The organism is Methanomicrobiales archaeon HGW-Methanomicrobiales-1 (assembly GCA_002839675.1).
Classification (GTDB): Archaea; Halobacteriota; Methanomicrobia; order Methanomicrobiales; family Methanospirillaceae; genus Methanoregula.
Genome location: PGYM01000001.1, coordinates 647,608 through 660,645, shown reverse-complemented (window position 1 = coordinate 660,645; position 13,038 = coordinate 647,608). Strand labels below are relative to the sequence as shown.

Sequence of the window (13,038 nt, the reverse complement as noted above, 5' to 3'; positions counted from 1 at the left end):
TAATCATTTCCCTTATATCAGTATCCAGCCTGAGCTTCAGATCATCGGCAAAAAGGATACGAAGATTTTGCGTCCGGGCGGCAATAGGTAAAAATATTGATTTTACGAGGCACTACCGGAGCCGGTAGAGATCGTAATAATCCCTGGGGGTTTCAAGACTAATATAATAACCATCGATATATGCTGTACTGATAATCATATACATATCAGTGTTGGATGTCTGAACAACACGGTACGAAGAACCACGGTTAAAGATCTCTTCTCCTTCAATGATAGAGCCATTATCTGCATAGCAGAGTGCCATGCGGAACCTGCCATATTGCGGAGTTAGATTTGCAGTAACGGTGGTATTGAGTATCCAAACAGGATAAGGTACAGAGAATACCTGAGTCAGGCCCCCTCGTTTTTCATTCACAAATGCAAACGGAACCATCTCCCGGTTCCGCGCAATAATATCCGATCCCCCGAATGTCTCCATGTTCTCGGGGAGTTTGAAGACCGGGTACGTGAACGGTTTATCAGTATAGAAGATCTGATACGGCGGTGCATCCGCGGGTATTGGAGTAGGGGTCGGTTCGATATAGACAGGGGTAACCGGGGTCTGGTGAATAACCGTTGGAACCGGAACCGGGATAGGGGTGGGGGTTACCTTCACACCAACACTTTTAATGGAGGTTAAGTATTGGGGATTTGCAACTACTGCTATGACGAGCACGATGAGAAGACCCCCAAAAAGGGTAAGAATATCGCCTTTTTCCACACAAAGTACTGGGTGAGGGTCTATAAAAATGATGGCGGTATTAACCTGATAATTATCAAAACTTAAAAGCCCGGTACTGTTTGAATGGCTGTTCCATAGTTGACGAACGCACCATAAAATGTCACAGATATTTTTTATGCATTCGGCGAATAACTGATGAGTATGGAACTGCCGGGACTTCAGACGTGGGTTATATTCTATCTTATTTCGTTTGTTGTTTTACTCTGGGCTGCATTTCTCTCTGCGCAGGGTATCATGCTCTGGGTGAGCCTGATGCTTGTCATTGTGATTGTCGGGGTCAATTTCTACGTGGTGTTTTCCCAGATCAAGCTGCACGCGTCCCGCAAACAAATACAATCTGAACTCACCAAGGATTTCATTCGTGGTGAGGAACTGGAACGGGACGACCGGCAAAAACATTAACCGGCCCTTGGTGGCGCGGTTTTCTCCTTTTTCATAAAAATTTTCTGGGCTGTATTCTTTGATACAAACAGGTCCTCAACCTGGCGCCCGAGATATTCTGTCTTACCCATGATGTAATAGCCATCAGTAATGAGCGCTGAGTGGAAGGTACGCGCAAGATCATCTTTCTGTTTTTCCGTAAAGTAGATCGTAACATTGCGGCAGGTGATAAGATCATTGTACCGAGCAGGAGGGACACCGCTCATAAGATCGTGAGGCCGGAACCGGATCAGGTCTTTTAAGTGCTGCTTGGCTTCATAGGTGCCATCCGGTCGTTTGGTAAAATGGCGCTGGATCTGCAGGGTATTTAATTTGGCGATAGCTTTTTCTTCAAAAATTCCTGCTTTTGCCTTTCCCAGAACAACTTCATCGATATCGGTAGCGATGATATGACCGGACCAGTCCTTATGAGTGGAAAGTATGTCGTACAGGATAATGGCAAGGGAATAGGGTTCTTCACCGGTCGAACTGCCGGCACACCAGATGGAGATACGTTTCCTCAGCTGGAAGAGAGCAGGAAGAACCGTGTTCTTAATCTCATCAAAAACCTCCTTGTCCCGGAAAAATTCAGTTACATTGATCGTGAGTGCATTGCGTAAAGGCTCATTTTCCGCAGGATGTGCTTTGAGATACCGCAGGTAATCTGCGTAAGTTGCCGAATTCGTTGAACGCATACGGGACAAAAAACGTCTTTTGATATAATCTTCCTTATAATTTGAGCACTGGATTTTGAGCAGCTGCTCAACATGCCGTTTTAATTGATTAAATTCAGTTGCCGACTCTTCCATAATGGTAGTTCCCTGATGAGGATTAAGTATTTTCTATATCGTTAAACATTTTTTGTATATCCAGCCAGATGATCAATCCCTTTCCAGCATTCTCTCCATCATCGGTGCGGGTGTTGATAATCCCCTTGATATATCTTGATTCATTCCCGGCAATCCCTTCAGTCATTAAATCAACCTGGGCTGCAGAAATTTCAGTAACACTACTGACATTATCGACGATTACACCAACATTGTTGCCTTTTGCTGCATCTGCCATGAATACAATAATTTTCTGTGATTCAGTAATCGGCTGGTTGGGTAACTTGAGGAACGAGTTAAGATTGAGAATATTGACAATCTCCCCGCGCAGGTTGATTACCCCGGTAATGTGTCCGGGGGCACGGGGAATAACCGTGATAGGTGTCATTTCAACGATCTCACGAACCGGGGTTATATCGAGTGCATAATGCTCAGTACCCAGGGTAAATTCCAAAACTTCTCCTTCATCTGCCATTATCTGCCCTCCTGCTCATCAGTCATTTTCTCCTGCCATTCTGGATTTGTTATTTTACTGTTACTCTGGCACATTTGACCACCATTCCTCCTTACCGGTACATCCCTTCAGGTACCAGGATCTCAAACCGTGCTCCTTTACCGGTTTGCCCGGTTTCTGTAATAGTAAGACCCGTAATCGCGAGCACTTCCCGGGAGAAAAACAGCCCGTAACTTATGCGTCCCCTGCGGGTATGTTCAAAAACCAGCTCTTTTTCATCTACGGGTATACCAACACCGTCGTCTTCATAGACCAGGATCAGGTCCCTGCCCTGCGGTTCGGAAAAAAACCTGATAGTCGTTGTCTTGACGCCATGTTCGAGCGTGTTTTCAATAAGGTTCGAAAATACACGTTCAATTAAATTATCGGCAAAGACCTCAGTATTTTTAATATCTACGGAGACCGAGATTTTTCCAAGCGGGACCGATGCAACTGCGGTATGGAACCGTTCTGCGATGTCCTTCCACTGGGGAGGACGGATGCCAATACTCTGATAATCCCGGGTAAAGTTAATCTGGTGTTGTATAGAGGCGATGATTGTTTCCTGTTGTTCAAAGAAGCGGAGGAGTTTTTCGTCCCTTGTTTCATTTTTCGCAAGATCCAGAGATAACCGCATCTTCGTAATATCATTGAGAATATCATGCCGCGTGATACTGGTTAAGAGGATAATCTGTTTGTTTGCATGACGAAGCGCATCTTCCATGCGTTTGCGCTCATGAATATCAGCAATGACGCCATGATATCCGATGCCTGCCTCTTTTCCCGGGAGGGTTTTTCCGGATACCTGAACCCAGCGCACCGCCCGGTCCTTTGTCAGGAAACGGAATTCAAACGGTTCAAAGATACCGCGGCGATTTCGTTCAAGACCTTTTTCAAAGGGAACAATATCTTCATTATAGACAAATTCCTGGATGGGATGCCCAAGAAATACAGACGGATCGTTTCCTGACAGGTTCGTTATTGCCGGGCTGACATAGGTGATCTGGTTCTGATCATTGAGCGTGAAGATAACTTCTGTGATATTCTCCACAAGTGCCCGGTACTTGGCTTCGGATTCAATGAGTGCCTTTTCGATCTTCCGGTGTTCGGATATCCTGCGTTCGAACTCATCCTTTTCCAATATCTTCCCGGTATCAGTCTCTTTTACCGGATCGGGTTCCGGGGATGTTTCCGGTACATGGGGAACCTGTTCAAAGATTATCCCGAGTCCCTGCTCTCCATGGTCAAGAACAAGGGGTATCATCTTCACGCGGAAATGTTGTGCCTGATCCTGGACCATGAACTGAACAACATGTAACTGTTCGTGACCTTCACGCGCTTTCTGCAGATGATTCATACCTTGAGGGGTAAGCATTACCGCCATGGGGGACTTGTCGATCTGCATGCCAACAAGATCCTCACGCTTCAGGGACAGAAGGGCAAGTATAGGATCGTTCACCTGCTGGATCAGGAGATTATTATCAAGAATGATGATCCCATCCTGCCAGAGATTCAGGAAATGGGAGAGCGGTATGCGGGGCGACAGGGTAAAGATTTTTGCAGGACCGAGATTGCGTTTCTCAATTTTCCCGGATGCGATTAAGAAGTTAAGGTACTTTGCTGCAGTGGTCCGGTTAATTGCGAGCTGGCGGGAGACCTGCTCTATAGTCAGGCCTGCCGGGTTTTCCGCAAGCAATTGAGTAATCCGGTTAATTTCTACCTCTCGCACCATGGTACCTACGTCCTGTATATACTATTTTGTGTATTCATAGCGGTCCTGTCACCCAGTAAGTATTCATCATTATTGCTCAACAGTATTAAACATTGCTTTTGATGAGCAAAAGCCTAACATTTATATACCATTGATGATGAACGTCTATGTTACCCTAGCCCCTTTGATGAGCACAAGTAATGAGGGTTTTGGGTGTGCCCCCGTGGGTGCACATGATTGTAAACTCAACAATAACAGGAAATCGGTGCACCACAGTGCCGGTGTAGAATTAACAAATGGAGATGTGTGTGATTATGAGTTTCATCGACGATATGAAAATTGGGAAAAAACTGATTGGGGTAATCATTGTCGTGATAATCGGCTTTGCGATATTTGGCATGATTGCCTATAGCAGCTTAGGAACTGCATTACAATCAAACAAAGATATTGGAGAGGGCAAAGACCTGGTCGCAGACATTCTTCCACCGCCGGAGTATATTATTGAATCAGACCTGAATGCCTTTCAAATGATAGATGCAGTTGATAAGAAAGCAGATCAGGCCACTATAGAGAAATTAATCAGCCAGGGAACTCAGCTGAAAGCAGATTATGAAGACCGGCATTTATACTGGGTAAAAAACCTGCCCGAAGGGGAGTTGAAAACTGCCCTGACCGTAACCTCATATAATTCTGCAGAAAAATTCTACACCATCAGAGATTCACAACTTATTCCGGCGATCCGTGCCGGGGATTCAACCAAATCAAAAACCATTATTCGAACTCTTATGCAGCCGGAGTATGAGGCACACCGTGCGGCAATCGATAATTCGGTTCAGTTGGCAAACACCCGCAATAAACAGACAGAGACCAATGCCATGGGTGCGATTTCCACAGCAACATTACTGCTGATGCTGACCGGGATCGCTGCAATAATTGTCATCGCATCAGTTACTCTCTTTATCGGCCGCAGTATCACCACTCCATTAGCAGACGTATCGGGCAACTTCCGCCGGCTCAGCAAAGGAATTGTCAGCACGCGCCTGAACATGACGAGGAAAGATGAGATCGGCGATTTGGCCCGGGTGATGGATTCCTATGCAATCGGCCTCCAGAAATTTGTTGTAGGCAGTATGAAAAAGATTGCCGAGGGTGATCTTTCGGTAACCTGCAGGGTCCAGGACGAGAAAGATGAGGTATCTCCCGCACTGAACACAATAAATTCATCGCTCAAATCGCTTGTCGAAGAAGCAAATATGCTTTCAAAAACAGCGGTTGCAGGTCAGCTTTCCAAAAGGGGAAATGCGGACAAGTTCAAAGGCGGGTACTGGGAGATTATTGCCGGCGTCAACAAGACCCTTGATTCCGTAGTCGGTCCTGTCAATGAAGCAATGCGGGTATCCGATGAATATGCGGAGGGCAACTTTACCGCCCGCTTTGATGAGAAACTCAATGTGCAGGGGGACTTTGTCAAATTCAAACAGGCATTGGACAACATCGGCATCGAAGTCTCGAAATCGCTGACAGCAATTAACCAGCAGGTCGGTAACCTTGCTGCAAGCGCAGAAGAGGCAAATGCCAGTGTCGAAGAAGTCTCCGCCGGTTCTGCCCAGGTTGCGAAGAATGCAAGCGGGGTCAGCAATAATGCCGAGAAGGCGACACTGGGCATCGAACAGGTGCAGAAAGCAATGGAAGATCTCTCCCGCACCATCCAGGATGTAGCAACAAAATCCGAGGCTGTGGCAAAGATAGTCCAGGATACAACGGACTTCAGCAGGGAAGGTATGGAACTTGCCCAGAAGACCGAACAGGGTATGCAGGGAATCACCAAATCATCGAATGATGTGAACCAGATCATTGGAGATATCAAAGGCCAGATGGACAAGATCAGCGAGATCGTCAACCTGATCACGGACCTTGCAAACCAGACGAACCTGCTCGCACTGAACGCGGCAATTGAAGCAGCCCGGGCCGGTGATGCAGGACGCGGATTTGCAGTTGTAGCAACTGAAGTCAAGTCCCTTGCCGTTGAGTCCCGTGCTTCCGCTGAGCGGATATCGGAGATGATCGACAACCTCCAGAAACAGACCATGAGCGCAGTCGATGCAGTCACCGCATCAAATAACGGAGTCCGGGAAGGCAGTGAAGCCCTCCACGAAACACTCACCAGCTTCAGCAAGATTGTCGCTTCAATCGATCAGATCAGCCGAAATGTCAGCGATGTTGCTGCTGCGGCAGAAGAACAGGCTGCATCGGTTGAGGAAGTTACGGCAAGCGTCAATGAAGTCGGCGGACTGATGCAGAACACCACGAGGGAGGCAACTGACGCGGCTGCAGCAAGCGAAGAGTCCAGCGCGGCAATCGACCAGATCACCAAAGTGGTAGCAAACGTGAATTCCATCGTTGACAAGGTGACAAAAGAAGTGTCACGGTTCAGGGTATGATTACGGAGGAACAGTCCCATGGCAAAAACAGCAGGTGAAAAAGAGGTAAAACACACCCCCTCCCTATCGGGCAGTGTTCCCCCGGCAGAACTGGCGGAAACAAAAAAAGATCAACACCAGAAAGGCAAACTCCAGGTTGTGGAGTTCCTTCTGGGAAAAGAACATTACGCAGTTGACCTCTTCGATGTGCGGGAAGTGGTGGAGTACACCTCCATCACCAAGCTTCCCAACACACCTTCCTACATGAAAGGGATCATCGATCTTCGTGGAGAAATCACCACGATCATTGATCTCAAGGAGCGACTCAACATTCTTGAAAAATCGGATATCCCTGAAGAGAACAGCCGGATTATTGTCCTCGATGAAAAGATCACCAAGGCAAAGACCGGTATCATGGTTGATGATGTGCTCGCCGTTTCGACGTTCGAGCGCGGAGACATTGATTCTACATCGGCATCCGGTGCCCGCGAAGATGCTGCAATCCTTGGTATCATCAAAAAGAAGATCAAGGAAAAGGAGCACGAGCGTCACGAGCTGATCATCTGGATCGATATCCGGCATCTGCTCAGGGATATAGGAGAAGGATGATGGGTTTTTTTCAAATTCTTCAATTTCCTTTAACAACGATTGTTCACCATAAAAAAATAAAATTCACACTGAAACAACAGGAGATGTAAATAATGTTTGAAGAAATGACAGAAAAATTCAACCGCATGAAGATCGGGACGAAAATCCTGATCATATGTCTTGTACTTGTTATAGTCCCGACCCTTCTGCTCGGAACCGTTGCCTACATCACGGCAAGCAACGCGATCAACGACCAGCTCGACATGACCCTGAACACGCAGATCAGCGATTTCCGGGGAATGACATCCAATTCCTATGATCTCTCGAAGGACAAACTGAACGGGGATTTAAACCTCTTAAAAAGCAGGTTCACCGCGAACGGAGCCCCTGCTCTTGTAGGAGACAAGATCGCATATGGGGGCCAGGTTGTCAATGACAACTTCCAGATTGTCGACTCCATAGAAAAGGACATGGGCAGCAAGGCTACCGTCTTCCAGAAAATAGGCAGCCAGGCAATCCGCGTCTCAACAAACATTGTCGGCGCTGACGGAAAACGTGCCATTGGCACCCCGGTCTCAGATGCAGTATATGATACCGTCATCAACAAAGGCCAGACATTTTATGGGACTGCCGATGTACTTGGTAAAAAATATGTAACCGTTTACGATCCGATTAAGAATACAAAAGGAGACATTATTGGTATCCTCTTTGTAGGTGTCCCCGAAGATACCGTCTATGGTCCGTTGAAGCAACAGATCCTGGATACAGAAATCGGTACGAACGGCTATCTCTATGTTATGGACACCAAGGGCACCCTGCTGGTCTCACCGGTTGCACAGGGTACCAGCGTTGCTGACGCAGATTTTGCCAAGAAGATAATGGCAAACACTGCAGCAGTATCCACCAAAAATGCTCGTATTGCCTATAATGAAAACGGCAAGGAAGTAGTAACCTATTACACCTATTATGCACCCACGGGCTGGATCATTGCATCCCATGTTGATCCGTCGGACTTCAGCGGTCCCGTTGACAGCCTGAGAAATGCGATTATCATCATCCTGATCATCAGCATTGGTGCAGGTGCTGCTATTGCAACAATCTTTGGCAAGTCAATCGCCCAGAGAATGGGAGACCTTGTCAATCTTGGCCGTAAGGTAATGAACGGTGAAATATCCGATGCGGCAAAGGAGATCGACTCCAACGCACGGATGGTCAGCGGCGGCGACGAGATCGGCGAAGTTTCAGAAGCATTTAGCGGCGTGGTCAATAACATCCAGCAGTTCAGCAATGAAATTACCGCGATTAGCAATGCGGCTGTTGAGGGAAAACTCACCTCACGGGGTGACAGTGGCAAGTTCAAGGGCGAATACGCCACTATGATCACCGGCCTTAACAACACGATCAATGCCGTAGTGGGTCACCTTGACACGATTCCCGTCCCGGCATTCATCATCAACAAGGAGTTCTCGATCCTCTACGCCAACAAGGCATCAGCCACCATGGCCGGTGTAACCGTAAAGGACATGATCGGCGCAAAGTGCTTCGATCACTTCAAGACACCGGACTGCCGTTCGCAGAAATGCGCATCCGGCCAGTGCATGCAGTCTGGACAGATGGCCACTTCCGAGACACAGGCAAATCCGAAAGGACGCACGTATGATATCGCATATACCGGCGTTCCGATTAAGGATACCAAAGGAACGGTCATCGGATCAATGGAATTCTTCACTGACCTGACCGATGTTAAGGATGCTGCCCGCCAGGCACAGAAGAGAATTGAAGATGCACTCGCGATGATCAACAACGAGATGACCAGGATCTCGCGTGGTACGGAAGAGGCAAACGCAAATGTTGAAGAGGTCTCTGCCGGTGCCGGACAGGTAGCAAAGAATGCAACCGCCGTCAGCGTGAACGTGGAAAAATCCATGGAGGGTATTATCCAGGTACAGAAAGCCATGGAAGACCTGTCGCGTACCATCCAGGATGTTGCAACCCGGGCTGAAGCCACGGCACAGATTGTCCACGACACCGATGATTACAGCAAGGAAGGCATGGCACTCGCACGGAAGACCGAGCAGGGCATGCAGGGCATTACCAAATCCTCAAATGACGTGAATGTCATCATCCTTGATATTAAGGGCCAGATGGACAAGATCAGCGAGATCGTAAACCTCATCACCGACCTGGCTAACCAGACAAATCTGCTCGCATTGAATGCAGCGATTGAGGCTGCCCGGGCTGGCGATGCAGGACGCGGGTTTGCCGTTGTCGCAACCGAAGTCAAATCACTTGCAGTCGAATCCCGTGCATCCGCAGAACGTATCTCGGGTATGATTGAGAACCTGCAGAGCCAGACCCAGCATGCGGTTGATGCGGTCTCCGCAGCCAACGCCGGGGTCAAGGAAGGCAGTCTCGCACTACAGGAAACGGTTGCAAGTTTCTCAAAGATTGCAGGCTCCATTGACCAGATTACCCACAATGTGGGCGATGTCGCATCCGCTACAGAAGAGCAGGCAGCCTCTGTTGAAGAGATCACTGCCAGCGTTAACGAGGTTAATGAACTTATGCAGAACACGGCAAAGGAATCCACTGATGCCGCGGCAGCAAGTGAAGAGTCCTCTGCGGCAATCGAGCAGATCAGTAAAGTCATTGGCAATGTTTCCGAAGTTGTCGAGAATGTCAAAAAGGAGATTAACAATTTCAAGTAAGGAGGGGGAAAAATGACCGCTGACAGCACAGGATCAGTAAAATCCCACGAAACTGCGGGAACGGTTACACCGCCGTTGTCTAACGGGAGCACTGGTATTGCACGGCAGCAGGATTCATTCCAGGTACTGGAATTCCTCCTGGGAAAAGAGCACTTTGCAATCGATCTCTTCGATGTGCGGGAAGTGGTAGAGTATACCACAATCACCAAACTTCCCAACACCCTTCCCTACATGAAAGGAATCATTGATCTTCGTGGTGAAATTACCACGATCATCGATCTCAAGGAGCGACTCCACATCCCCCGCGAACCGGAACAATCCGATGAGACGGGCAGGATTATTGTCCTCGATGAAAAACTGACCGGGGCAAAGACCGGCATCCTGGTCGATGATGTACTGGCCGTCTCCACCTTTGAAAAATGTGATGTAGACGCTGCATCAACGGCCGGGGCCGGCGATGATGCCGCGATTCTCGGTATCATCAAAAAGCGTGCAAAGGACAAGGATAACTCCGTGCATGAACTGGTCATCTGGATAGATATCCGGGAAACACTCAGCCATATCGAAAAAAATGTCTAGATCGGCCAAACCGGCGGAAGTGATGGGGACACGCCCCTGATCCACCGGATTAAAATTTCTATCATTCTTTATCCAGATAAACAAAAAAACTTCCAAACTTCAAAAAAACACACAAAAATTACCCATTCAGGCAAGATACCATGGAATTTATTGACAACCTTCCTCTCGGAAAAAAGATCACCGGATCATTTCTTGTAATCGGACTGATCTTTGCTATCGTAGCGTTCGTTGAATTCACTATGTACAGTGCAGGAACTGTAGTCCTGTTAAGTATCATCGGTTTTATTGGTGCAATTGGCATGGGGATCCTCCTTACCCAGAGCATCGCAGAACCCGTTCAGCGGGTGACAAAGAACATTGGCGAGATTCACAAAGGTCACCTCGGCGATCGAATCAAACTCAACCGCAAGGATGAGATTGGTGCGATGGCTGAAGAGATGGACAAATTCTCTGAAGATCTCCAGAAATATGTTGTCGGCACCATGAAGATGATTGCCGATGGTGACCTCTCCCGTGAACTCAAAATCCGGGATGACAAGGATGAGATCGTTCCTGCCCTTAAAAAGACCATCGATACGTTGAGAGGCCTTATAGCTGAATCGAATAAACTCTCGATTGCCGCAGTAGAAGGAAAACTTTCCGTCCGCGGAGATGCTGAAAAATTCAAGGGTGGGTACTGGGAGATTATTGCCGGTATCAACAAGACGTTTGACAGCGTCATGCTTCCGCTTAATGAAGGCATGCGGGTCTCACACGAGTACGCGACCGGTGACTTCACCGCCCGGTTCGATGAATCGGTGAAAACGAGAGGGGATTACAAGAACTTCAAAAATTCCCTGGACAGCATAGGTACTGAAGTATCAAAAGCAATGCAGGGTGTTAACCAGCAGGTAACAAATCTTGCAGCAAATGCTGAAGAGGCAAATGCCAGTGTCCAGGAGATTTCAGCCGGGGCAAACCAGATTGCAAAGAACGCTACCGCAGTCAGTGTAAATACGGAAAAGTCCGCCCAGGGTATTGGACAAGTGCAGCAGGCAATGGATGATCTTTCCCGGGCAATCCAGGAAGTTGCCACGAAATCCGAATCAGTGGCCCAGCTCACTACGCAATCGACAAATTACAGCCGTGAAGGGATGGAACTTGCAAAGAAAACCGAAGGCGGTATGCAGGGCATAACCAAATCCTCTAACGATGTAAATCTGATCATTACCGGGATCAAAGGCCAGATGGATCAGATCAGCGAGATTGTCGACCTGATTACGGATCTTGCAAACCAGACCAACCTGCTAGCACTCAACGCAGCTATTGAGGCAGCACGGGCAGGAGATGCAGGACGGGGATTTGCTGTAGTGGCAACCGAGGTCAAGTCGCTTGCTGTTGAATCACGTTCATCCGCAGAGCGCATCGCCGGCATGATCGATAAACTCCAGGCCCAGACAAACAGTGCAGTCGATGCTGTATCAGCAGCAAACTCAGGAGTCAATGAAGGGAGCCGTGCACTCGGGGAAACTATCGCAAGTTTCAGCAAGATCGCCGAATCAATTGATAAGATCAGCCAGCATGTAAGCGAAGTAGCGGCAGCGGCAGAAGAGCAGGCAGCATCCATAGAAGAGGTTGCAGCCAGTGTAAGCGAAGTTATGACATTGATCAACAACAGTTCCAAAGAGGCCATGGACTCTGCAGCTGCATCCGAAGAATCCAGTGCAGCAATTGACCAGATTACACGGGTTGTCGGCAATGTCAATACCGTTGTAGACAATGTATCCAAAGAAGTATCCCGGTTCAAGTGCTGATTCGGGAGGTATGGCATGGCAAAATCTACAAAGCCGGCAGATGAAGAGAAGATCCTTTCTTCCCCTGTTACTGCAGGCCCAGATTGTATCGATAATACCCAATCCAAAAAGGAGGCACAAGCGGGAAAACATGAAAAAGGGATGCTGCAGATCGTCGAGTTCCTGCTCGGAAACGAACGATATGCTATCGATCTTTTCGATGTCAAAGAGGTTGTGGAGTACACGACCGTCACCAAGCTCCCAAACACTGCCTCCTATATGAAAGGCATTATCGATCTCCGCGGTGAAATCACCACAATCATCGACCTGAAAGAGCGGCTTCACATCAACGCTGGATCAACGATACCGGAAGAGAACTGCCGGATCATTGTACTCGATGAGAAGATTACAAACGCAAAGACCGGGATTATGGTTGACGATGTATTATCGGTTTCTACATTCGATATGAGTGATATCGACAAGACATCGGCAGCTGACAATCATGAGGATGCGGCGATTCTCGGTATCATCAAAAAGAAAGTCAGGGATAAGGATCTTGAGAAGAATGATCTTATCATCTGGATTGATATCAAGTACCTGCTCAAAGATATCTGCTAAAAAGACGGTTGCCTGAACCGGGAAAATTTTTTCCATGAAATCTGTGCTGAATGGAAGCAGCACAGAAAAAAACCTTTTTTTTATTTTTAAAAAAATAGCCCTGTAACTTTTTTTCACACGG

At 47.8% G+C, this 13,038-nt stretch carries 11 protein-coding genes; 7 read left to right on the top strand and 4 right to left on the bottom strand.

The genetic code is table 11. The features are described from left to right. Window positions 1-112: 112 nt before the first annotated feature. Window positions 113-760 carry a hypothetical protein gene (locus CVV30_03470; protein ID PKL70428.1) on the bottom strand — a complete coding sequence of 216 codons (648 nt, stop codon included), beginning with the start codon at window positions 758-760 and terminating at the stop codon, window positions 113-115. Between the two features lie 156 nt (window positions 761-916). Between CVV30_03470 and CVV30_03465 the strand changes: the two genes are divergently transcribed. Then, the gene (locus CVV30_03465) at window positions 917-1,183 is read left to right on the top strand and encodes a hypothetical protein (protein PKL70427.1); all 267 of its coding nucleotides are present in this window, start codon (window positions 917-919) and stop codon (window positions 1,181-1,183) included. Here CVV30_03465 and CVV30_03460 read toward each other — a convergent pair. From CVV30_03460 to CVV30_03450, 3 genes are all read right to left on the bottom strand, one after another. Next, the gene (locus tag CVV30_03460; GenBank protein PKL70426.1) at window positions 1,180-2,010 is read right to left on the bottom strand and encodes a chemotaxis protein CheR; all 831 of its coding nucleotides are present in this window, start codon (window positions 2,008-2,010) and stop codon (window positions 1,180-1,182) included. The two genes, CVV30_03465 and CVV30_03460, sit on opposite strands and share 4 nt — an antisense overlap. 22 nt (window positions 2,011-2,032) lie before the next feature. Beyond that, window positions 2,033-2,503: a chemotaxis protein CheW gene (locus CVV30_03455; protein ID PKL70425.1), complete on the bottom strand. Its 471-nt coding sequence runs from the start codon at window positions 2,501-2,503 to the stop codon at window positions 2,033-2,035. A gap of 91 nt (window positions 2,504-2,594) precedes the next feature. Then, window positions 2,595-4,253: a hypothetical protein gene (locus CVV30_03450; GenBank protein PKL70424.1), complete on the bottom strand. Its 1,659-nt coding sequence runs from the start codon at window positions 4,251-4,253 to the stop codon at window positions 2,595-2,597. Between the two features lie 1,025 nt (window positions 4,254-5,278). On the opposite strand from CVV30_03450, the gene CVV30_03445 reads away from it, so the two are divergent. The 6 genes from CVV30_03445 to CVV30_03420 all read left to right on the top strand — a co-directional run bounded on the left by CVV30_03445 (window position 5,279) and on the right by CVV30_03420 (window position 12,917). Next, complete coding sequence (locus CVV30_03445) at window positions 5,279-6,673, top strand: hypothetical protein (GenBank protein ID PKL70951.1); 1,395 nt, start codon at window positions 5,279-5,281, stop codon at window positions 6,671-6,673. 18 nt (window positions 6,674-6,691) lie between these two features. Then, a complete protein-coding gene (locus tag CVV30_03440; protein ID PKL70423.1) occupies window positions 6,692-7,261 on the top strand; it encodes a chemotaxis protein CheW in 570 nt (189 codons plus the stop codon). Window positions 7,262-7,353: 92 nt separating this feature from the next. After that, window positions 7,354-9,948, top strand: a complete 2,595-nt coding sequence (locus CVV30_03435) for a methyl-accepting chemotaxis protein (protein PKL70422.1) — start codon at window positions 7,354-7,356, stop codon at window positions 9,946-9,948. Window positions 9,949-9,960: 12 nt separating this feature from the next. Next, complete coding sequence (locus tag CVV30_03430) at window positions 9,961-10,527, top strand: chemotaxis protein CheW (GenBank protein PKL70421.1); 567 nt, start codon at window positions 9,961-9,963, stop codon at window positions 10,525-10,527. A gap of 140 nt (window positions 10,528-10,667) precedes the next feature. Then, window positions 10,668-12,320 carry a methyl-accepting chemotaxis protein gene (locus tag CVV30_03425; protein ID PKL70420.1) on the top strand — a complete coding sequence of 551 codons (1,653 nt, stop codon included), beginning with the start codon at window positions 10,668-10,670 and terminating at the stop codon, window positions 12,318-12,320. 141 nt (window positions 12,321-12,461) lie between these two features. Next, window positions 12,462-12,917 (top strand): chemotaxis protein CheW, encoded by a 456-nt coding sequence (locus CVV30_03420; GenBank protein ID PKL70950.1) that lies wholly within the window; start codon window positions 12,462-12,464, stop codon window positions 12,915-12,917. Window positions 12,918-13,038: the final 121 nt, after the last annotated feature.

Coding starts and splice junctions, on each gene's coding strand:
- CVV30_03460 (PKL70426.1), bottom strand. CDS start 2,010: ATGGAAGAGTCGGCAACTGAATTTAATCAATTAAAACGGCATGTTGAG.
- CVV30_03455 (PKL70425.1), bottom strand. CDS start 2,503: ATGGCAGATGAAGGAGAAGTTTTGGAATTTACCCTGGGTACTGAGCAT.
- CVV30_03440 (PKL70423.1), top strand. CDS start 6,692: ATGGCAAAAACAGCAGGTGAAAAAGAGGTAAAACACACCCCCTCCCTA.
- CVV30_03435 (PKL70422.1), top strand. CDS start 7,354: ATGTTTGAAGAAATGACAGAAAAATTCAACCGCATGAAGATCGGGACG.
- CVV30_03445 (PKL70951.1), top strand. CDS start 5,279: ATGACGAGGAAAGATGAGATCGGCGATTTGGCCCGGGTGATGGATTCC.
- CVV30_03425 (PKL70420.1), top strand. CDS start 10,668: ATGGAATTTATTGACAACCTTCCTCTCGGAAAAAAGATCACCGGATCA.
- CVV30_03420 (PKL70950.1), top strand. CDS start 12,462: ATGCTGCAGATCGTCGAGTTCCTGCTCGGAAACGAACGATATGCTATC.
- CVV30_03430 (PKL70421.1), top strand. CDS start 9,961: ATGACCGCTGACAGCACAGGATCAGTAAAATCCCACGAAACTGCGGGA.
- CVV30_03465 (PKL70427.1), top strand. CDS start 917: ATGAGTATGGAACTGCCGGGACTTCAGACGTGGGTTATATTCTATCTT.
- CVV30_03450 (PKL70424.1), bottom strand. CDS start 4,253: ATGGTGCGAGAGGTAGAAATTAACCGGATTACTCAATTGCTTGCGGAA.